Below are 21,670 nucleotides of genomic sequence, written 5' to 3' on the forward strand. Positions count from 1 at the left end.
AAAACCCGGGGATCGCGCGATCCCCTTCCCCTTCATCCTGAACGGCGATTAACCTGCCATGCACAACATACCCTTCCGGGGAGCCGAGCGATGCCTGAAAGCGCTGACCCCCACACGCCAGGGCAAATTGCGACTGATTTGCTTTCCTCATGCCGGCGGTAGCGCCGGCACCTTCCGCGCCTGGAGCGGCCTGCTGCGCCCGGACATCGAGCTGTTCGCCATGCAATATCCCGGGCGTGAAGACCGGGCGGACGAAGCGCCGGCGTGCCAGCACCGCAGGCTGGTGGCCGAACTGCAGCAGGCGTTGGCCCCCCTGCAGGACAAACCCTGCGTCTTTTTCGGCCACAGCCTTGGCGGCCGGTTGGCCCTGGCGACCGCACTCTCAGCCAGGCTGCCGCCCATAGGGTTGATCGTGTCCGCCTGCTCCACGCCCTACGCGGCAAAGCACGGTCATTTGCTGCGCCTGACGCGCAGCGCGCTGATTGAAACACTTCACGAGTCCGGGCAAACGGCTGAAATCACCGATGAAAGCGCCGACTTGCTTGACGCTTATTTGCCGCTGATCCGCGCCGATCTCCTGCTTGCCAGCCAGCTTATTTTCCCACGGGAAACACATTTGCCGATCCCGCTGGCGGTTTTTTATGGCGAGGACGATCTTTGGGTCGACAGGCAGGATCTGGCGGATTGGCGGTTGCTGGCCGGGGGCGAAGTGCATGAACGACGCTTCCCCGGCAGGCACCTTTTTTTGAACGAACAGCGCAATGCGGTGATAGAGGCGCTTCATGCCTTGCTGGCGGGCCCGCTGAGCGCCCCGCCAACTCCCCGCTGAGGGTTACGCCTGCTCGCTGTTGCGTTTACCCAATGCGACGGTGCGTTCGCCGCGCACGACGGTCCACGCCAGCAGCAGCGCGCAGGCGCTGCTCGCCATCAGCACGATGCCCGGCCGCTGCGCCATCCCGGCCAGCACCAGCCCCGCCGCCAGCATCAGGTAATACATCAGGCCAAGAATTGCGCCCGCCGTGCCCATGCAATCCTTATAATTCCGCAGTGCCCGCGCCAGAATATTGGGGATCGCGATGCCGTAGGCCATCACCACCAGCATCATCGGCAGCACGAACCACAGCTTATCCTCCAACAGGAACACCAGGCCGCCGCCGATCAGCGCCAATACGCAGGCCAGCATCAGCAGCGGCGTAAACAACCACTGTTTGGCGATGAGAAACTTGTTGATTGCCGCGCCGATCCCGACGCCGGCGGCCAGCACCAACCCGGTATAGCCAAACCACTGCGGCGGAATGCCCAGCGCTTCAAACCGAAACGGTGCCAGCTGGTAATAGCTGAACATGCAGACGTTGAACAGGGCCACCAGCCATGCGCTGCGCCAGATATCGCCGTCTTTCGCCATGCGGCCAAACGTGCCGAAGAAAGAACTTTTCACCACCTGCGCCGGGCGCGTTTCCGGCAACTGCCATGCGGCATAGGCCAGCAGCAAGGCGGCTAATGCCGCCAGCCCGGCGAACACCCCCTGATAACCCCAGTAATGGGTCAACAGGGCGCCGCTCAGCACCCCCACCGCGGGGCTGACCGCCATCGCAATCCCCATCACGGAAAACACGCGCGCCAGCTCATAGCCGTCGAACCGGTCGCGAATGGCGGTCTGAGTGCCTACGGAGCCCACCGCCGCGCCAAACGCCGCCAGCACCCTTGCCGCCAACAACAAGGTAAAGCTGGTGCTGAAGATGGCGATGATCGACGCCAGCAGATACAGCGCCAGACCGGCCAAAATGGTGGGGCGCCGGCCGATCACGTCACACAAACGGCCCCAAACGACCACCCCGAATGCGAAAGCGAAAAAGTAACAGGACAGGGTTTGCGCCGCGGCCTCCGCGCTGACGTGAAAACCGTCGGCAATGTGCGTGAGCGCCGGGCTATAGATCGTTTCCACAATCTGGGGAAACATCATCATCAGTGTCGCCAGGGTAAGGGTCAGTCTGCGTTGCATGGTACATCCCGTCTCCAAAAAGAAAGTAGGCCACAAAGTAGCACCTTCCCCACCCTGACCATTACAATATAAAAGACAAAAAACTTATAAAATCGGACACATTTATGGCATGGCTCAGCGCACAGGACGAATTTGATCCCGATGCTATCAACAATAGCGTGTTAGGCATTGCGGCCGAACTGGCGCAGCATGATTCCGGGCCGCACTGGCACCACATGGGGCAGTTGCTGTTCAGCCAGCGGGGTTGTATGCGCATCACACTCAATGAAAGCATTTGCCTCCTGCCGCCGGCACGCATTGCCTGGATCCCACCCAAGGTGGTGCACCGCGTTCAGGTTACCGGCGTGGCGGGCTATCGCTCGGTTTATCTCGACAACCAGCGCTACCCCGGCCTTTCGCCCCATCTGGAAGTGCTGTCGGCCTCTTCTTTGCTGCGGGAAGTGCTGGAGCGGATCGCCCTCGCCGACTTTGCCACCCAGTGGGAAAGCGGCCCCAGCGCCAATATTCTTGCCGTATGCCTGGACGAAATACGGCATGCGCAGCGCGAACCGACCTTATTGCCGCTGCCCAAGGACCGCCGCTTACGGCAACTGGCCGGCATGGAGGAAGTGCCGCCGCTCAATGAGCTGGCGCGCTACAGTGGCGCTTCGGAGAAAACCATCAGCCGCATCTTTCGCAAGGAGACCGGATTGAGCTACCAACAGTGGCGCCAGCAATGGCGTTTGATCAAAGCCATCGAGCTGCTGGCGGAGGGATACGGCCTGTCGGATATCGCCGGTAAGCTTGAATTCTCCAGCGACAGCGCCTTCTCAACCTTCTTTAAAAATATGACCGGCAGCTCGCCGCGCGCCTATATGCTGATCCGCCGTTAATGGCCCGCCTTCTCTGCCGACAAATACGGCCCCGCCGCCACCGAATCGCGCAGGATCAGGCTCGCCGGGAAGGTCGGGCGTTTGCTCAGTTCGCCGCCGTCCAACATCGACACCAGGCGGTTGATGGTTTCCTTAATCATCTCGGTTACCGGCATTTTCATGCTGGAGAGCGAGGGAATGGTGTAAGGCGCCAGCGGGATATCGTCGAACCCGATCACCGACACGGCGGACGGCACCGGGATTTGGCATTCCGCCAGCCGCTTCATGGCGCCGATGGCCATTTCGTCGTTGCTGGCGACGATGGCGCTGAACGCGTGGCCGCCGGCCAGCAGCGCATCGACCGCCGCCATGCCGCTTTGCGCATTCCACTTGCCTTCGACAATCAACGCGTTGTTGACCGCAAGGCCCTGTTCCGCCAGCGCGGATTGGTAGCCGGAGAGCCGCTCCAGCCCGGTGGGCGAATCCAGCGAGCCGGTGATAAACGCGATATCGCGATGCCCAAGTTGGATGAGGTGCGCCACCGCTGCGGCGCTGGTGGCGTGCTGATCGCTGAAGATGCAGTAGCTGTCGTTCAGCCTTAAGCGGCGGTTGATGACCAGTATCGGCTGTTTGTGTTGGGAGATGATCTCGTCCATTTGCGCGATGGAGAGAAAACGCGGGTAGATGATCACCCCGTCGCAGCGCAGATCCAGCAGGAATTCAATGGCGGCCTTTTCTTCTTCTGCGGTGTGCTTGCCGTCCGCCAGGATCAACTGACGGCCGTTTTCTTCCATGATGCGGGCGGACTGAGACATCAGCTCGCTGAAGTAGTTACCGCTGTACAGGGTGTTGGTGACCACCAGCCCGATGGTCTGGGTGGTTTTGGTCGCCAGATTGCGCGCCAGCAGGTTGGGCCGATAACCCGTTTCGGCGATGGCTTTATCCACCAACTCGCGCTTCTCCGGGCTGACATAGCCGCTGCCGGACAACACGCGGGACACCGTCGCCTTAGAAACGCCGGCCTTTTTAGCCACCTCAAGTATTGTTGCCATCTGTGCGCCGTCAAAATCCATTGGATGAGCGCAGTCTACCCAAGACGCCCCCCGTTTGAAATGTTTTCACGCCCGCCAGCGCGGGCACTCCTGATCTAAAAGTGACCAGCTTCACGAAATGAAAAACCAAAAAATCATAATTCTTGCCAACAACAAAATAGATCTACATTATTTTGTGAAACCGGTTTCTTGTGGGCGTTTCATTGAGATGGAACGGCGGATCGCCCAAGCGCGTACTTATACCCTAAATAATTGGAGCGGCATCAAGGCGGCCAGCGAGTCTCATCCCGATGAGCTTACTCAAGTAAGTGATTCGGGTGAGTGAGCGCAGCCAACACAGATGCAGCTTCAAGTATGACGGGTATACCCATAATCTAAGAGACGATACTCCATGCCGAAGAACTACACAGAGATCTCGCAGGCCATCGTGAATGCGGTGGGCGGCCCCGGCAACATCGACGCCGTGACGCACTGCATGACCCGCCTGAGATTCGTCGTTAAAGACAAGGCGCTGATCGACACCCCCGCGCTCAAAGCGATTAATGGCGTGCTGGGCGTGGTGCACAGCGGCGAGCAGTGCCAGGTGATCATCGGCAACGAGGTATCGAAAGCCTACCAGGCGGTGCTGGCGCTCGGCCTGCCGGGTAGCGCCCCCGCCGCCGCGCCCGCAAAACGCAAAATCACCCTGAAAGGCATCGGCGCCGGCATTCTCGATGCGCTGGTGGGCACCATGTCACCGTTGATCCCTGCCATTATCGGCGGCTCGATGGTGAAGCTGTTGGCGATGATGCTGGATATGGCCGGCGTGTTCGAAAAAGGCTCCTCGACCCTGATCATCCTGAACGTGATCGGCGACGGCGCGTTCTTCTTCCTGCCGGTGATGGTCGCGGCCTCTGCGGCGCTGAAGTTCAAAACCAACATGTCGCTGGCGATCGCCATTGCCGGCGTGCTGCTGCACCCCAACTTTATCGATCTGATGGCCAAGGCGGCGCAGGGCCAGGCCGTGGAGTTCGCCTACATCCCGGTGACGGCGGTGAAATACACCTATACGGTGATCCCGGCGCTGGTGATGACCTGGATCCTGTCGTATATCGAGCGCTGGGTCGATCGCATCACCCCGGCGGTGACCAAGAACTTCCTTAAGCCGATGCTGATTGTGCTGATTGCCGCGCCGATCGCGATCGTGTTTATCGGCCCGCTGGGCATCTGGATCGGCAGCGGTATTTCGGCACTGGTGTACACCGTGCACGGCTATTTGGGTTGGCTTTCCGTCGCCATTATGGGCGCCATCTGGCCGCTGCTGGTGATCACCGGCATGCACCGCGTGTTCACCCCGACCATTATTCAGACCATCGCCGAAACCGGCAAAGAAGGCATGGTGATGCCTTCGGAGATTGGCGCCAACCTGTCGCTCGGCGGCTCTTCGCTGGCGGTGGCGTTCAAAACCAAAAACCGCGAACTGCGCCAGACCGCGCTGGCCGCTGCCGCTTCCGCCATTGTGGCGGGGATTTCCGAACCGGCGCTGTATGGCGTGGCGGTGCGGCTTAAACGGCCGTTAATCGCCAGCCTGATCAGCGGCTTTGTCTGCGGTGCCGTCGCCGGTATCGGCGGGCTGGCCAGCCATTCGATGGCCTCGCCCGGCCTGTTCACCAGCGTGCAGTTTTTTGACCCGTCGAACCCGATGAGCATTGTCTGGGTGGGCGGCGTGATGCTGCTTTCCGTGGTGCTGTCGTTTGTGCTCACGCTGATTTTGGGGTTCGAAGACATTCCGGAAAGCGAAGTAACCACCCCGGCGACCACTGCGCCTGCGGCGAATACCGCTAACGCGACCCATTAACGCACCATTTTTATACCCTAGATAATTGGAGTTGCATCCAGGCGGCAAGGCCGTACATCCCCAGGAGCTTAGTCAGCTAAGTGACTGGGGTGTGCGGGCGCAGCCAACACAGAGGCAGCTTCAAGTATGACGGGTAATTATTGAGGATTGCATGTCTGACTTAACATTCCCGCAAGGGTTTTTATGGGGCGGCGCCTTGGCCGCCAACCAGTCTGAAGGGGGTTATCTGGAGGGCGGGAAAGGGCTGACCACGGTCGACATGATCCCGCATGGCGCCAATCGCATGCCGGTGAAGCTGGGCCTGGAGAAGCGCTTTACCCTGCGCGAAGACGAGTTTTACCCGAGCCACGACGCGATCGATTTTTACCATCGCTACCGCGACGACATCGCGCTGATGGCGGAAATGGGCTTTAGCGTATTCCGCACCTCCATCGCCTGGAGCCGGCTTTACCCGAACGGCGACGAGCTGACGCCCAACCCGCAGGGCATTGCCTTCTACCGCAGCCTGTTTGAAGAGTGCCGCAAATACGGCATCGAGCCGCTGGTCACCCTGTGCCATTTCGACGTGCCGATGCACCTGGTGACCGAATACGGCTCCTGGCGCAACCGCAAGATGGTGGCGTTTTTCACCCGCTATGCCCGCACCTGCTTCGAAGCCTTCGACGGGCTGGTGAAGTACTGGCTCACCTTCAATGAGATCAACATTCTGCTGCACAGCCCATTCTCCGGCGCCGGGCTGGTGTTCGAGGCCGACGAAAACCCCGAGCAGGTGAAATACCAGGCCGCGCACCACGAACTGGTGGCCAGCGCGCTGGCCACCAGCATCGCGCATGAGGTGAACCCCGCCAACCAGGTGGGCTGCATGCTGGCGGGCGGCAATTTTTATCCCTGGTCCAGCAAGCCGGAAGACGTGTGGGCCGCGCTGGAGAAAGACCGCGAGAACCTGTTCTTTATCGACGTGCAGGCCCGTGGCGCTTACCCTTCTTACTCCGCCAGGGTGTTCCGCGAAAAAGGCGTGCGCATCGCGATGGAGGAAGGCGACGCCGAGATCCTGAAGAACACAGTCGATTTCGTTTCCTTCAGTTATTACGCCTCGCGCTGCGCCTCTGCCGACATGAACGACAACAACAGCAGCGCCGCCAACGTGGTGAAATCGCTGCCGAACCCGCACGTGCCACGCAGCGACTGGGGCTGGGGCATCGATCCGCTGGGTTTGCGCATCACCATGAACATGATGTACGACCGCTACCAAAAACCGCTGTTCCTGGTGGAAAACGGTCTGGGCGCACACGACGAGTTCAATGCCGCAGGCGAGATAGAGGACGATTACCGCATCAGCTACCTGCGGGAGCACATCCGCGCCATGGCCGACGCCATCGCCGACGGCGTGCCGGTGATCGGCTACACCACCTGGGGCTGCATTGACCTGGTGGCGGCCTCGACCGGCGAAATGAGCAAGCGCTACGGCTTTGTTTACGTCGACCGCGACGACCAGGGCAACGGCACCCTCGCCCGCACGCGCAAGAAATCCTTCTGGTGGTACAAGAAGGTGATTGCGAGTAATGGGGCGGATTTGGGGTGATGGGGTTGGTGGCCTGATTTTTACCAGGCTTTCGGTGCTGAGTGATGCTTGCAACTTTGTTGATTCAATAATTCTAGGGGGTGAGCTTTAGCCCCCCTTCTTACAGCAGAAAGGATCCGTGTTAGTGGGAATATAATTGAACAATACTCCTCCTACAATCCATTATAAAAACCACACAAGAAAATAATTGCAATTTAAATTATTTAAACTAAATTAAATAGCAAAATAATAATAAATAAGCATCAGAAATAAACTATAACCATTACGTGTACAATCAGAATTAATCACTACTAGGCGCAAATATTAAATTATTAATAGGCATCATCTTGATTCATCTTAAATAATGTTGTAGAACCAAAAAAAACTACAATGGTGATGCTATTATGGATAACCTTATCAAAGAAAACATTTCTCCTTTCCTATCAATTCTTTTGGCTGAAATCAATGATGGTAAAAATCATCTTGATGCACACAAAGCAGTTTTTGATATCATAAGTACAGAAGGTAGAGCCCCCAATACTGTCGATCTCTTCGGAACAAAGGGTGAAGACATAGGTGAATTAGGAAGTAGTTACTTCACGCCGTACAAGATAAGAACCATACCAACCTGGTTAAAAGGGTCCGAATTATTAGACTTAGAAAATCATGTTTTTGTTTCTATTTCTGTAGGGAATTATATTGCCTTTTACTTCTCAGAGAAAGGTATGAAAGATGAAATAAGAAGTTACTTTAGCAAGAGCAGGCTTTTATTTTTGACAGCAATTGACATTAAGAAATTGAATTACAACTTCATCAATGAAGATAATGTAAAAATGCTTTGGCTATTAGGAATTCATGGAAAAAACAGTTTTAAAGCTGATTCTAAAGTTCTAGGTGGCGATAACGTTGCCGATACATTAGACCCTCTAAATGATCAGTCATATATGATGTCTGCTGTAAGAACTGAAATTGGGGATACAAAAAGATCCATTGGCCTCAATCCGTTCAAATCATCAATATGGAGAGGGCCATGTAAAGATTGGAGTACTTTTGAAAACAGAGTTGTGGAAATATTAGACATACTAAGTAAAAACAGCAAAATAGAAGACACCCCCATAGGTATTTTGGCGTACCCCATCTCAGAAATGAAGGGAATCAAAACCCCCTATGAATTCTCAATAATTGATTGTGATTTTTTTCCTGAAGAAGATGGTCAGCGGAGAAAAGAATTATTAAAAAAATTGAAAAATAATTACTTTGTAGAAGTTAACCCATCTTTAGCCAGTCACAACATAAGCATTACAATTTACTATAAGAACCATAATATTGGTGAGATAAAGGTTGAGCCAGAGATAAATGATTATGCAGTATCCTTCAATATAGTAAGTAAAAATTATAAAACTAGAAAGCCTTTCGAAGACTATATAAAAATATTCCAATATCCTGAGTTGATTAAATGTTGGTATGAGTCTGGTCACGCATTAATAAATGGAATGCTATTTAAAACTGACTATAGGGATGTTTCATACAACTCATTCCTATGGGCCGGATTTGAAGGTTATAACATAAAACAAGAAAAACCTGAAGTTAATAATTTAATTTCACTAGATAATATTGGAAAACAAAATTCTCTTTTCTGTTGGGTAAAAAAAGGATGGAATGGGAAATGGATAAAACCAGAAAATTTCAATACTACTGAGAATCCTTTAGGTTGGCTTTACTGTGATGATGGAGCTGGAGAAAAAGCCGATTTCATTCATGTAGTAGAACATGATGAATTAATAATATTATCCCTAATCCATGTTAAAGCAGCAAATACAGAGAGTAAGAACCGAAGAGTCTCCGTTGGTGCTCATGACATTGTGTTAAACCAAGCTATTAAAAACCTTAGATATTGCAGCAGAAAAACACTTTCCAAAGATTTGCGAGATAGATTTGATAATTCCACCAGAAAGTATTGTTGGAAAGATGATAATCCGACCAACCCTGAAGATTTCATTAAGTACTTAGAGAGTATAGAAAAAAGCAGCAACTTCCGAAAAAGAGTTATTGTAATACAACCGCACACACAAAAAAGTTGCTATCATGACAATAATAATAGCAACATAAAAAAACAATTAGATGTGCTTCTAGTCAGCACTGATAATGCTATCCGAGCCTCAGGAGCCGAATTTCATATAGTAGGTCTCGATGACTCCGGAAAAAAATAATTGCATGGTAGCTTTACTAGGAGAATATTAATCATCATAATTCCCCAGTCCTGACATTACAGTTATAACTACTCCAATTTTTGCTGCTGAATCATCGACTTTAACTCATCAATAGAGAGAGTTCTATCTTTTTTACGATGGATGATACTGTGACAATTAGCGCAAACCGGCACCAAATCTGTAGCTGGATTAACGGGTTTCTCACCGCCAAGCTCCGAGACCGGCAACAAATGATGGATGTGGATAAATCCCTCTGCATACTCACCATAAAATGCCTTGAAGTTGAAACCACAGACGCAACATGTAGTGCCATGTAATTTCACTGCTTGGTTATTTAACAGTGGTTTACGTTCGTACTTGGTCGTGAAGTAGCTGATTTTTGCGCCTTCAAGATGGGTTGCTTCAGACTCAAAACTGTCGTTGTAATCCCCTTCCTCTTCCATCGCCTTCTCTTCCGGCACTACTACTGCACCCAGCTCCGCATGCTCGACTATCGCTTCAAATATTTCTTCGGTTATAGGGCGTACGCCGCCTGAACGCCAGTAATTTAGCTTACGATGCTCAGGAATATCTTCGAAGTAACCATCGGCCCTTTTGGCCAATAACGCTTTAGTAAACGGTTGGAAATCTATTATGACTGCGTATTGCTCGCCATCTTCACCTTTAGGATCGGGATAAATACTGCCGATAGTCCCAATGGCAAAATAATGTGGCTTAGGAGAAAGTGGTTTCTTATTTTGATCTTTCACTTTTTCTGCCCCCTTACCCCTTTTCCCCCCTTTGTAGTAGACCACGCGAGTTCCGGGTTTGAGCATTTCCACGTAACGCTTAGGGAAGTGATACTCCTTACCAGGCGTATCATTCCATTTTGACTTGTCCATCTCTGCAATCACGGCATACAGCATACGAATACTCACAGCAAAGTAATAACTTTAATGAATATATCGGAACCTATTAATTTTTCAAATGAGTTGGATGTGTACAATAGATTATTGTGTTTAGTTTTTGAAGGTGATGATGTTAGAAATTATTTGCTGCGATCTTTATTCCAATATTGGCAGTAATCACCTGTAATTTTAAACTAGCTATTTTATCGCCAATAGCACAACGATATAATTTTGCTCGCTGCGGCACAATCCGCAGCCGGAGTTAGCGTTCCGAACATACACTGAGCAGCATTATGTATATAATGCTGGGGCTTTGAACATCCAGAATCATGGTGGCCCAGGCGGAGGCTTCGCAAGAAGCGCCGGTTTCCTTAGTGTCCGGTAACGCTAACTCCGTTTGGGCTACCACCATGGGTTTAGCGTCTCACGTGGTAGCAACGCACCACACTAAGGAGAACAGCCACATGGAAAACATTTCCACCTCACAATCCACCACAAGTACCCTCACCCTCTATCGCGAACTGTTCAACCAACTCGATCTCAGCACCTTAGACTCGTCACAGCTCTTAGACTTAGCCGCACTCTCCGCCGAACAAGCCGAAGGGTTATGTCATGGCCTGATGTTATGCGGCAACCTCCTGCAAAAGCATCCGCAAACCGATGACGCCGGCTGGGAACAGCTGAATCACTACCTCAATGCTACGGCTCACTTGGTGCCCGCCCTGTGCAACCTTTATGGCCGCGCACTGCGGGAGATGGAGTGCCAGGAGCTGGCAGGTTAAAAACAGATAAAAATGATAATAATAAGGACGGTATTAGTTTGGTGCCGTTCTTATCCCCTCCAGAAAATCCCATAGATTTCGATTACATATCACGATAAATACATTCACTAAGGTAGGCATTTTCCCCCTGGCCTGGCATAGTTAACGCATTCGATAAATCGATGAGCTAACTGCTGGATGACTACGTATGGCTACCGCCTACTGGCAGTAAGCCCACGCATTGCCCAGAACCTGTTCTGCAATGAGAGGGGGATGTTTTGACTATTAAGATAGAAACGTTATCTTCGAAAGAGGCTGTTTTAAAAGCTATTGAAGAATATAAAGCGCTGGGTTGTGATGCGCTTCTTGAAAAATATAACGTCAAACGAATTAAAAAATGCGTACTCCGTTATAATAATGAAAATTACGACATCAGAGTCATCGCCGCGGCCACCTATATTTATCAATTCGGAAAACCACTAGAAAAAATAATATCTAATAGTGTTTCCAAGATAGCTATTCAGGCACTTAAAAATCTCGGTTTCGATATCGTAGAAACACCACACCCTATTGAGCACTTAGTAAAGGGTAAACTGTACACGCGTAAAGAGCTCATCGACCTCTACGGTGGGCAACTCCAGGGCGGCATCTGGACGCCGACAGAGTTCCCCGTCATCTTCATTTTCACCGGTGAAAGTGGCGAGGCTTATGGGTACAAGGATGGATGGTCTGCTGATGGCAGTTTCTCCTACACAGGAGAGGGCCAAAAAGATGACATGAAGTTTATTAGAGGTAATAAGGCCATCCGTGACCACAAAGAGAATGGCGAAGATATATTCCTCTTTGAAGATAATAAGAAAGATAAGGGTGTAAGATTCGTTGGAATGTTTGAATGTGATACTTGGGATTACATTGACTGCCTGGATTACAAAAAAGATAAAATGAGGAAAGGGATAGTTTTTAATCTATTCCCTGTATCTTCTGCTCGAGAAGTTGATCATGATATTGATACTTCAGAAGTAGCCCCGAAGAAAGAAACACTCGAACAGCTACGTGCCAAGGCGATAAAATCATCCATGATGACGGGCCAACGCCAGCAAGGCGACAGTAAGAAATCTTGGTTCAAACGCAGTGAGGACGTGAAAAAATACGTTCTGCAACGTGCGAATGGCATTTGTGAGTCGTGCGACCAGCCTGCGCCGTTCAAGAAAAACAACGGTGAGCCGTACTTAGAACCCCACCACACAAAACGACTGGCCGATGAAGGCCCCGACCATCCGCAGTGGGTGGGCGCTATCTGCCCTACTTGCCACCGACGGATCCATAGTGGGAGTGATGGGATGGACGTTAACAAAAAGCTTATGGCGAAGTTGGAATTGAAAGAGACTGATTTTAAATAGTTATTTCTTAAAAAACATGCGAGAAATTACCCATGTTGTTTATGATAGGATGGAGTAGTTTTTCCTATACCAATAGTTTATTTTTACACATGAAGCACTTGATTAACCATTTTAAACACAAACAATCATCATCAATCACAATTAAAATAGAAGGATGTAACTTATGCAATCTAGTAATGATGAGCCTATCGAAAAACGCATAGTTAATTATAAGGAGTACATTGACTTTTTTAGAAACGATGCAAACATGCAAGGTATATGGTTGTTCGTCGCCACCTTAGGATGTTGGGGGGGGGTAACTCACTCCGTTATTCGCCTGGCAGCAATGATTATATTGCTTTTTATTTTCTTTTATTTAATAAACTCTAATAACAAAGAAAAACGCCCCTTCCAAAAAATAGAATCAGAAATAGAGTCATTAATTACCTCACAGTTAGAAGGTGATGAGAAAAAAGCTAGGCTATACGATTTGGGTCAACTTTCCCGTTACAGAAAGTCTGTTAAAAACATACTGAAACACTCACCCATACTCCTAGCTTGCTACACGTTTTACATGATTAGTTTTATATATTTTTTACACGGCATTTTGGGAGGTTTAAAATTAGGATAAATCATAAAATAGCACCAACCACAAGTCAGTCTAACTATGTTTGGGCTGACAATTACATTATATCTTTACATATCAACACCAACGAAAATCATCGATCAAATCCACAAGATAATTTCATTGAAATAAATTAAAAAATACATTCTAATTAAAAATAGAAAATCCAGTTCTAAGCATGTGCATTTTATTTTAATATGCTTTTAGTGATCATCCAAAATACTGATTATGCCCCTAGTGGAAATCGCCATGCATAAGATCCGGTTCACTGAACACCGGTTGTAAGCATACCGGTTTTAGTTCCACGCACTTTTTGATATTTCTGGTTTTTCAGCCATCAGCCGGTACTCTTCCGGCATCAGGTCATTCAGGGATTCATGAGGTCGCTCACTGTTGTGTTCATTCAACCTGAGATCGGCTCTATCTCCCGTGCTTCGTTCAGCGTTGTGAACAGATAAAGAACATTATTAATTACATTCAACTCATTAGACCTATCCATAAAAAAATCCACGCCGGTGCGTGGATTCAATTTCATCGCCAAGGCCAGGTATCACGTTATTCGAAGCAAACGTCGGGGTTATCCGCCAGCGAAACGAAATTCTTCGTATTTTTATCCAGCGTGCGGATCTCGCCACTTTCGATGTCGTACACCCAGCCGTGCAGACGCAGGCCGTTGTTGCGCAGACCCACGGCAACGGACGGGTGAGTCTTAATATTATTTAGCTGAGCTATTACGTTCTCTTCAACCATAGCGTTAACTTTGTCGGTTTCGCTATCCCACGTTTTCTTCTCTACCACCGCTTTTGCCGCGTCCGCATAGTGCAGCCAGTGGGCAACAGCAGGCATCGGGTCAAGGCATTGGCAAGAAGCTATAGCCTTCATGGCGCCGCAGTTCGAGTGGCCGCAAATCACGATATCCGTAACGCCAAGCGCCACAACCGCGTATTCAATGGTCGCCGACACCCCTCCCGGCTCCGGGCCAAAGGAAGGAACGATGTTGCCTGCGTTACGGATAACGAAAAGCTGCCCCGGCTCTTGCTGAGTCACAAGCTCCGGCACCAGGCGGCTGTCAGAACACGAAATAAAAAGCGCTTTAGGGTTCTGGCTGGAGGCAAGGCTGCGGAAGAGCTCCTGACGCTGAGGGAAAATCTCTTTCTGGAAGCTGAGGAAACCTTCAATGATATGTTGCATAACACGCTCTCTGGATCTGTAGTCTCGATAACATGATAAGCATCACTTCCCGTTAGTCCAGCACATCTTAGAGGGAAATGAACGTTCAAGGGACTGCGGAACGTGCCTGCTAAGTAAGGGCGTTTCATTAGCGCCAGACCTTCTTCCGCAATGAGCCGGAATGACTCGACTCTATTCCCCCATTATTGCGATTGCAGCATCTCTATTACCCGGATGTAGCCAAATTTTAGGTTACAGGTCGGTGGCACTTCATGCGTCAGGTTCTTGAGCCCTTTTTCGGCGCTCTCAGGAAACAAATCGCTCCATCAGCCATTTGATTCATTTCCTCTTTAGGTTTGGTGCTCACGGCTTGGTCACACTGCATCATTTTTGGAGCACATTTTTATAGAAGTGGCAATGACGAGGTGCAGCAATCCGTTGATGAAGATAGTCGGGGTCAGATAAGGAAAACTTGCGGAGCAAAATCGCAGACACAAAAAAACCACCTTTCGGTGGTTTCTTACCCGCACTGTACTAATGGTGCGAAGGCCGGACTCGCACAAAACAAATAACACAATAAAAAAAAAGGATTTTTTATAAAAAAATTAAAGCAGACCACCAATTTGACCACCAAACGTAAACTACAAACTATCGACTGATACCTACAGTTATTTAAGAAAAAAGAATCATTTCTCTCTCAGGAAAACAGAACTGACGTAACCCACAGACTCCTCCCTCTCTATAAATAACATTTTGATATATTGATTGTTGTTTTTTTTAAAAAAAAGAATATTAGAAACTGGAATTTTACGAGGACTATCTATATTATGATGAAATGACTAGACCGAAGAAAAACTCCAATCTTAGAAAAGCAATGTGCGAACGTTTCGTGGTCGCGATGCAACAGTTAAACCTCACGCCCCAAGAACTATCACGCATTCTTGGGTACACGAATTACGCTACTATCTCCAAGGTTTTAAAAGGAGAGGCGTTTGTAGATACGGAAAAATTACATATTATTTCAAATCTTGTTACCCCAGAAGGTAAGCGAGTTGATATAAACTGGCTAATTAGTGGCCAAACGACAAGTAAGGAGCAACTAATGCTTACCAATGAGATTGAAAGTTTAGCTTGCTCATTAGAAAAAAACATGAACGTAAACAGTAATAATTTTTATGAACCTAATGATTTTAGCCACATCAAAGAGCTTTCCTATGGAGTTGAGAAAACCGGTAACATGTTAATTCATGGAGATAATCTTGATGTGATGTCAGTATTGGCAAAGCAAGCGCCTGAAAGTGTACGATGCGTATATCTCGATCCACCATATAACAATGGTGAAAGTTATTTACATTATTATGATAATATGAGTCATGAAGAATGGTTAAATGCAATAACTCTGAGATTGCGTTTAGTTAAAGATGTTCTCAAACTGAATGGCAGTGTTTGGATATCTATCGATGATTCTGAGTTACATTATCTAAAAGTTGCTGCGGATAAAGTTTTTGGAAGAGATAACTTTGTAGCAACAATAATTTGGGAAAGACGCACAACACGTGAGAATAGGAAAGCATTCTCTCGAAATCACGAATATTTATTAGTATATGCAAAGAACGCAACTTTATGGACAAAGTCAAGAAACTCACTTCCTCTTTCAGAAGAAGCATTTGAACGTTATAAAAATCCCGATAATGACCCAAGGGGTGTATGGCAGTCGATTTCCGCAAATGTACAAGATGGGCATGCTACCCCCCAACAATTTTATAAAATAAAATCACCAAGTGGTAAAGTTAACATCCCTCCCAAAGGTCGGTGTTGGATATATTCTGAAAAAAAAATGTTAGATGAAATAGCAGCAAACAACATTTGGTTTGGAAAAGATGGTAATGGTGTTCCGCGCATAAAAAAATTTCTTTCAGACAGAAAAGAAGGACTTGTTCCTGAAACCATTTGGCAGGCAAAAACAGTAGGTACTACAAGTGATGCGAAAAAGCATCTTTTATCATTATTTAAAGAAACTACTATTTTTGACACGCCTAAACCAGAGAATTTAATCTCAAGAATACTTCATATAAGCACTAATCCTGGTGATATAGTTCTTGACCCTTACCTTGGTTCAGGAACAACTTGTGCCGTCGCTCATAAAATGAACAGAAAATACATAGGGATAGAGTGTGGTAACCACATTGAGTCCCACTGTGTTAATAGAATGAAGAAAGTTATTGATTCTGAGACTGGTGGGGTCTCACTAGATTTTAACTGGATGGGTGGTGGTGGTTACGATTTTTACAGGCTAAATAAGAAAAATAAAAAATGAAAAAATATAACTTTAAACCTATATACTACTTAGGCGCTAAGTCAAGATTTCTTGCAGACATCAACTCTGCAATTGATGACATATCCCCGAAAGGAGGTCGTGTTTGTGATCTATTTTCAGGTTCAGGAGTCGTTGGGGGATACCTTTCAAAAACCAGACCTGTAACTGCTGTAGATATTCAGGAGTACTCTCGTATCTTGAGTTCAGCAATCCTTAATCCTGCCGGAATGAATTCAAAATATATTGAGGAGATAATAAGTAACATAAAACATTCGGAATTACTCAATGAGATAATTGAATGTGTAACACCAATGCTAGAAATCGAAGAAAATTATATATCGCAAGCAAATATCGGCAGACCAGATTCTTTAGTACACCTTTTAGAATCGCCTCCATTGACTGTTTGGAACAAAGACTCTGCTATAGTAGACTCAAGCCTTAATGAGGCAAAAGAGAAATCAATTCGATCTCTAATGAATAAAGGGCTATTAACCAACCCAAACACAACGGTATTAAGATATTTTGGTGGAATTTACTTCTCATTTTATCAATCAATTATTTTAGACATGATATTGCACGAGTCAGAGAAATATGATGGTGAGGTAAGGGACACATTAAAAGCCGTAGCACTCAGCACGGCTAGTAGTTTAGTAAATACCGTTGGGAAACAGTTTGCACAACCTTTGCGCCCACGAAACAAAGACGGTTCAATAAAATCTAACATCACAAGTTTAGTTAATAGAGATCGTACTATAGATCCTTTACAAAGCTGCACAGATTGGTTGCATAGATATTCTTCACTTCCACTGACTGATGGTAATTCAATTGCACTACGCATGGACTATAAAGATGCAATCACTGAGTATGGAGACGAACTATCTGTTATTTATGCAGACCCACCATATACCCGAGATCATTATAGCCGTTTTTATCATGTTCTAGAAACGATGAGTCTACGAGATAACCCTAGCATTTCAACCTCTATAAAAGGAGGAAAAATCGAGTGGAGTAGAGGTATTTACAGAGAAAATAGGCATCAGTCGCCATTCTGTATACGCTCATCTGCTCCAAGTGCGTTTGAAGATCTTTTTAAAAAATCTAGTGATTATAACATTCCACTAGTTTTGTCTTATTCTCCACACGAGGATGGAGATGGAACTCATCCTCGTGTTGTTTCTACAAATAAAATAATAGAGATAGCAAATGCTTTTTACAAAAAGGTTAGTTTTATATCCATTGATGGTATAGCACATAACCAATTGAACCGCCGAGATCTTAATCTTAAAAAAAGAGCATGTGCTGAGGTCATTTTGAAATGCTCCTTTTAACCTTCACTGAAGTCAAGATTTTTCCAGAGCGGTGACTCTGGCCAAACTTTCTTTACCTGATGCGCTAGGAATATTATTCGGCGCATCTTTTTCCCTGGCGATGGAACTGCTTCATCTAGTAATTTTTTCATTTCTTCGTGCTCTTTAACACCTGGCATTAATAGCATATACAAAAAGGTTCTGACTGCAATCTTCACAAAAATACCCAAAGGCCTTCCATCTTCAGGATACGGAAGATCACTTGCTGCATCGAGTTCAAAACGGTAGTTATGGCTTGATACTGTTACGGCAGGCCTAACCTCAGGCTCTCCGATAACCCCATTATCATTTACATGGAAGAAATATACCCTCACATTATTTTTTTCAGTTGATGCGCCAAAAAAGTTAATGAAATTTTGAGCGTCGAAATTTGCTTGTTTCCATCTACTTCCTGACTTTGGTATTTCCGCCACCAGAACGTCCATTGTATTAACAACATTCGGAATAGCATCCACATCTATTACTGACTCATTTAAATCGATGGTATCACTGGCTGAGCTTTCTTTTTTAACTGTGAGTGACTTAAGTATTTTTTTTCGCTCAGAGTTTCTTTCTAAAAGAGTTATTACCTCTTGACTATCTATATCATGAAATTTCTCCGGTTCACAAACTAAAAACCTTCCCCATTTTTCTTTAATTTTGTTAAATTCAGAATTAATTAATTCATTTACATCGAAAGCTTCAACATTCCATCTTAATCCTCCAGCAGTTAGGTTCCCTGAACCGGTAATTATTACCCCACCACTATCCTTTTCAAACCATATGAACTTAGGATGAAAAATGGTTCTCGCGCTATCAGGCAGGTAGGCTTTTACACTTAAATTTTCATATTTACTCCTAATTAAATTTAATTCATTTGCTGCGGATGTGTCGGTAATTGCATCGACACCTACAATTAATTCAAATTTGCTTCTTCCTAGAAAATCTGTAAAAATCTTGTCATTAATAAGTAGCTTAACTCCTCCTTTAGACATAAATGCAAATGAACCTGCGCCTCGTGTAGCTCCTTTGCATGCATCTAAAATAGCATCAACTAAGTATACGCTTTCTGAATCATTGGGATTTTGTATTAGAAATTCCATTCCTTCCTTCTCATTAAAAGTTACGTTAGAGCGCAATGATCACCTCCGTTAAACCCATCAAAAGAGGCGATATCTTGCAGTACTACTTTTATCATAAGTTACTTCATTTTTACGCATCAAAGTTGTTCTGCGTGCAATGCTATCCCCGCCACGCCTGCGCGCTTCATGTGTCGCTTTTCATGCAGTTGCATGAACGGCCGCAGACCGTGCCAGCACTGGTGCGGCAGGGGATGAAAAGTGCATTTTCTTGCATGCAAAATCATGCACCCTATGCATGCACGCGCAGTTTGAGGTAGGCTAGCCAGGAAAAAGGCTGTTTTTGGACTTGGGGACGGTAAAAGCCCCGCAGCAAAATCAGCATTGCAGCGGGGCCTGCTCAATCAGTGAAGTGTTTGATTTCGGCTATAACGGCGGTAACGGTTTAATGTCCTTTTTTCCGGCGGCGGTAAATCATCACCGGTTACCGTCTCCGCTTTTATAGGCTGACATAAAATCTTATCGACGCTCTCCACCGTTTTAAAGGTGCAGGAACACACGATGTTCTGGCACTGGTAATAGGCTTCTTTCGTCCGCTCCGTGATATAGCGACTGGTACGGGTATAAGACGAATGAGTACACAGTGGGCAACGCATCATGATTTTTCCCCCTTCTGTTGCAAGCGCTGACGTTTTTCCGCCAGTTCCCTCGCAACCTTCATCCGTGTCATCGGGCTATTTTTCAGTTCTGGCAACACTCCCGTCTCAGCAGGGATCGTCAGACCGATGTCATTGAGCACCGGGCGTTCAATGTTCTGTAGCGCTGTGGCCGCAGTAACACGACCACTCAGCGCCCCCAGCAGGCGTTTTTCAAGCATTTCCTGCGGGTCGCGCCAATATACGCCGTAAGCCTGTTTCGCCAGCGCGCAGGCATTAATCACCTCGGCGCTGAGGATGACGGCATTGAGGGCATCGACGGCCTTATCCATCGCATGTTCGGCAAAGGCCTTCAGGGCCGCTTCGTGCGCCGTCACCACTTCCGGGGCTGTTCTGCCGCAACTGAGGTGAAGCTGCATTTTGTCCAGCTCCATTTCTTCAACCAGACCGTCGAACTCTTTCGCCAGCTCCCGTTTGGAAATCCGGCTGTGATGCTGCGCTTGCAGTTCCGGGGTCATTTCCCCGCGCAGCTTACGAAACAAAGTGCGCCACTGGCTTTCTGCCTCATGACTTTCCACTTCCGTGTCTTTCTTCTGTTGATGACAGCGGGCAATCCCCGTAATGACGTCTGTCAGTGCCTGATAGTTTTTGTCGTGGGCGGCGCGGGCATCACGCAGGGCTTGCAGCTTGTCGTTGATGTGCTGGGGTAATGCAGTCGTGCTCATGGGGTTATCTCCGGTGTCAGTCAATGTGAGGCTATTCTGCTGACTGCCGTATAACATCGCCATTCATCCCGGTTGGACTGTCCGCAGGACAACAGCCCCAAGAATTGACTGCAAAACCACCAAGGAGGTTTTAGTTCTTATAAAAACTATTCACTACTGTTCACTTTAATAAAAAAAGTATATAAATCAGCAAATAAAGTAGTTACTAGTTTATCTAAAACTATTCACCTAGTGTTCACTACTGTTCACCCGGCTCAAAACAGCCTTTTTTCTGGCTAGCCTTTTCTGAATACGTTGAACTGTTTATGTCTATTAATAACTAACCATTCATTGTTAATTCATTACTGCGGTTTTGCCTCTGTTTGCCAATATAGGCCAAAACGTACACTCAATTGAAAATCAAGGAAAAAATCTCTAACACCACACAACATCCCCTTGTTGCCACCCCGCAAAATATTCTCATAATAGGGCACTACCAGACAAACCCACACAGCGCCGGTGAGATCCCATCGGCAAGTAGCGCTCTTGCTTCGTCACGTTTTTCACGTGCTTTCGCCAGTGTCACAATCGGGTAGGCACCAAAGGCAATTCGGCTTTCTTTACCTTCGTGGCGGAATTTTAGGTACCAGCGTTTTGAGCCGTTTGGTTTGACTAAAAGGTATAAACCGTGGGAGTCAGTGATTTTGTATTCTTTGTCGCGAGGCTTTGCTGTGCGGGCTGCTACGTCTGTTATTGCCATAAATTGGGGGTCAAACCTTTATCGAACCGAGCTGACCCCGATTGTGACCCCCAAAAGATCTGGATGTCAACGGATGTACTCGGACGGATTCAGGCCAAAAAAAAAGCCTTTCGGCTTTAATTTCAGTAACTTACGGACTGTTACGGACGTTCTCAAACATACTAATGGTGCCGAAGGCCGGACTCGAACCGGCACGTATCTCTACGGTTGATTTTGAATCAACTGCGTCTACCGATTTCGCCACTTCGGCACTGCAAGTAGTATGCGGAAAACGGGTGAATTATACCTTTCAGCGATCCGCATGCAACACTTATCCGTTGTTCAATGAGTTAAGTGCTGAAAAAATCGTCTCTGGGGTCACATTGTGCCCATTTTGCGGGCGCAGCATGCAGCGCGCCAACGCCTACCCCGCCGTAACCACGCCCCACATCCCACCAGGCCCCAGAAACAAAAAAGGCGCAGCCCAATGGCTA

At 47.6% G+C, this 21,670-nt stretch carries 18 protein-coding genes, 1 tRNA gene and 3 pseudogenes; 12 read left to right on the forward strand and 10 right to left on the reverse strand.

Annotated features, from left to right (window positions below):
* The first annotated feature begins 58 nt into the window (after positions 1 to 58).
* Entirely contained in the window at positions 59 to 829 is a 771-nt protein-coding gene (locus QZQ97_RS15170; RefSeq protein WP_311994150.1) for a thioesterase II family protein, read from the forward strand.
* 3 nt (positions 830 to 832) lie between these two features.
* Here QZQ97_RS15170 and QZQ97_RS15175 read toward each other — a convergent pair whose 3' ends face one another.
* Positions 833 to 2,002, reverse strand: a complete 1,170-nt coding sequence (locus QZQ97_RS15175) for an MFS transporter (RefSeq protein WP_311994151.1) — start codon at positions 2,000 to 2,002, stop codon at positions 833 to 835.
* Between the two features lie 104 nt (positions 2,003 to 2,106).
* On the opposite strand from QZQ97_RS15175, the gene QZQ97_RS15180 reads away from it, so the two are divergent.
* A complete protein-coding gene (locus tag QZQ97_RS15180) occupies positions 2,107 to 2,874 on the forward strand; it encodes an AraC family transcriptional regulator (protein ID WP_311994152.1) in 768 nt (255 codons plus the stop codon).
* Here QZQ97_RS15180 and QZQ97_RS15185 read toward each other — a convergent pair.
* Positions 2,871 to 3,905: a LacI family DNA-binding transcriptional regulator gene (locus QZQ97_RS15185; protein ID WP_311994153.1), complete on the reverse strand. Its 1,035-nt coding sequence runs from the start codon at positions 3,903 to 3,905 to the stop codon at positions 2,871 to 2,873. The genes QZQ97_RS15180 and QZQ97_RS15185 overlap by 4 nt on opposite strands.
* 118 nt (positions 3,906 to 4,023) lie before the next feature.
* Between QZQ97_RS15185 and QZQ97_RS15190 the strand changes: the two genes are divergently transcribed.
* The 4 genes from QZQ97_RS15190 (at position 4,024) to QZQ97_RS15205 (ending at position 9,513) form a co-directional block, all read left to right on the forward strand.
* Positions 4,024 to 4,230 (forward strand): hypothetical protein, encoded by a 207-nt coding sequence (locus QZQ97_RS15190; RefSeq protein WP_311994154.1) that lies wholly within the window; start codon positions 4,024 to 4,026, stop codon positions 4,228 to 4,230.
* Between the two features lie 66 nt (positions 4,231 to 4,296).
* A complete protein-coding gene (gene ascF / locus QZQ97_RS15195) occupies positions 4,297 to 5,742 on the forward strand; it encodes a PTS cellobiose/arbutin/salicin transporter subunit IIBC (RefSeq protein ID WP_311994155.1) in 1,446 nt (481 codons plus the stop codon).
* Between the two features lie 151 nt (positions 5,743 to 5,893).
* Entirely contained in the window at positions 5,894 to 7,324 is a 1,431-nt protein-coding gene (locus QZQ97_RS15200; protein WP_311994156.1) for a 6-phospho-beta-glucosidase, read from the forward strand.
* A gap of 383 nt (positions 7,325 to 7,707) precedes the next feature.
* Positions 7,708 to 9,513, forward strand: a complete 1,806-nt coding sequence (locus QZQ97_RS15205; protein WP_311994157.1) for a hypothetical protein — start codon at positions 7,708 to 7,710, stop codon at positions 9,511 to 9,513.
* A gap of 68 nt (positions 9,514 to 9,581) precedes the next feature.
* Here QZQ97_RS15205 and QZQ97_RS15210 read toward each other — a convergent pair whose 3' ends face one another.
* Positions 9,582 to 10,418, reverse strand: coding sequence for an HNH endonuclease (locus QZQ97_RS15210; RefSeq protein ID WP_311994158.1), 837 nt, complete (start codon positions 10,416 to 10,418; stop codon positions 9,582 to 9,584).
* Positions 10,419 to 10,729: 311 nt separating this feature from the next.
* Between QZQ97_RS15210 and QZQ97_RS15215 the strand changes: the two are divergent.
* From QZQ97_RS15215 to QZQ97_RS15230, 4 genes and pseudogenes are all read left to right on the forward strand, one after another.
* A pseudogene (locus QZQ97_RS15215) lies at positions 10,730 to 10,780 on the forward strand (hypothetical protein); the annotation flags it as partial.
* Positions 10,781 to 10,864: 84 nt separating this feature from the next.
* Complete coding sequence (locus tag QZQ97_RS15220; RefSeq protein WP_311994277.1) at positions 10,865 to 11,182, forward strand: hypothetical protein; 318 nt, start codon at positions 10,865 to 10,867, stop codon at positions 11,180 to 11,182.
* 257 nt (positions 11,183 to 11,439) lie between these two features.
* Positions 11,440 to 12,561 carry an HNH endonuclease gene (locus tag QZQ97_RS15225; protein WP_311994159.1) on the forward strand — a complete coding sequence of 374 codons (1,122 nt, stop codon included), beginning with the start codon at positions 11,440 to 11,442 and terminating at the stop codon, positions 12,559 to 12,561.
* A gap of 163 nt (positions 12,562 to 12,724) precedes the next feature.
* Positions 12,725 to 13,171: a hypothetical protein gene (locus QZQ97_RS15230; protein WP_311994160.1), complete on the forward strand. Its 447-nt coding sequence runs from the start codon at positions 12,725 to 12,727 to the stop codon at positions 13,169 to 13,171.
* A gap of 290 nt (positions 13,172 to 13,461) precedes the next feature.
* Here QZQ97_RS15230 and QZQ97_RS15235 read toward each other — a convergent pair.
* Both QZQ97_RS15235 and QZQ97_RS15240 read right to left on the reverse strand, forming a co-directional pair.
* Positions 13,462 to 13,622, reverse strand: a pseudogene (locus QZQ97_RS15235) (IS3 family transposase); the annotation flags it as partial.
* Positions 13,623 to 13,720: 98 nt separating this feature from the next.
* Positions 13,721 to 14,356: a carbonic anhydrase gene (locus QZQ97_RS15240; RefSeq protein ID WP_062791058.1), complete on the reverse strand. Its 636-nt coding sequence runs from the start codon at positions 14,354 to 14,356 to the stop codon at positions 13,721 to 13,723.
* An 877-nt stretch (positions 14,357 to 15,233) separates the two neighbouring features.
* On the opposite strand from QZQ97_RS15240, the gene QZQ97_RS15245 reads away from it, so the two are divergent.
* The gene (locus QZQ97_RS15245) at positions 15,234 to 16,652 is read left to right on the forward strand and encodes a site-specific DNA-methyltransferase (protein ID WP_311994161.1); all 1,419 of its coding nucleotides are present in this window, start codon (positions 15,234 to 15,236) and stop codon (positions 16,650 to 16,652) included.
* Positions 16,649 to 17,980 (forward strand): DNA adenine methylase, encoded by a 1,332-nt coding sequence (locus QZQ97_RS15250; protein WP_311994162.1) that lies wholly within the window; start codon positions 16,649 to 16,651, stop codon positions 17,978 to 17,980. Before QZQ97_RS15245 ends, QZQ97_RS15250 begins: the two co-directional genes overlap by 4 nt.
* Here the strand turns inward: QZQ97_RS15250 and QZQ97_RS15255 are convergent.
* From QZQ97_RS15255 to QZQ97_RS15275, 5 genes and pseudogenes are all read right to left on the reverse strand, one after another.
* On the reverse strand, positions 17,977 to 19,137 hold the full coding sequence (locus tag QZQ97_RS15255; protein WP_311994163.1) for a phospholipase D family protein: 1,161 nt from the start codon (positions 19,135 to 19,137) through the stop codon (positions 17,977 to 17,979). The genes QZQ97_RS15250 and QZQ97_RS15255 overlap by 4 nt on opposite strands.
* Before the next feature lie 344 nt (positions 19,138 to 19,481).
* Positions 19,482 to 19,736 (reverse strand): ogr/Delta-like zinc finger family protein, encoded by a 255-nt coding sequence (locus QZQ97_RS15260; protein ID WP_128865696.1) that lies wholly within the window; start codon positions 19,734 to 19,736, stop codon positions 19,482 to 19,484.
* Complete coding sequence (locus tag QZQ97_RS15265; protein ID WP_311994164.1) at positions 19,733 to 20,458, reverse strand: NAD-dependent aldehyde dehydrogenase; 726 nt, start codon at positions 20,456 to 20,458, stop codon at positions 19,733 to 19,735. Before QZQ97_RS15265 ends, QZQ97_RS15260 begins: the two co-directional genes overlap by 4 nt.
* 496 nt (positions 20,459 to 20,954) lie before the next feature.
* A pseudogene (locus QZQ97_RS15270) lies at positions 20,955 to 21,197 on the reverse strand (Arm DNA-binding domain-containing protein); the annotation flags it as partial.
* Between the two features lie 165 nt (positions 21,198 to 21,362).
* Positions 21,363 to 21,447, reverse strand: a tRNA-Leu gene (locus QZQ97_RS15275).
* Between the last annotated feature and the right edge of the window lie 223 nt (positions 21,448 to 21,670).

Origin of the sequence: Serratia sp. root2, from assembly GCF_031931805.1 — a bacterium.
In the GTDB taxonomy this organism is placed as follows: domain Bacteria; phylum Pseudomonadota; class Gammaproteobacteria; order Enterobacterales; family Enterobacteriaceae; genus Serratia; species Serratia inhibens.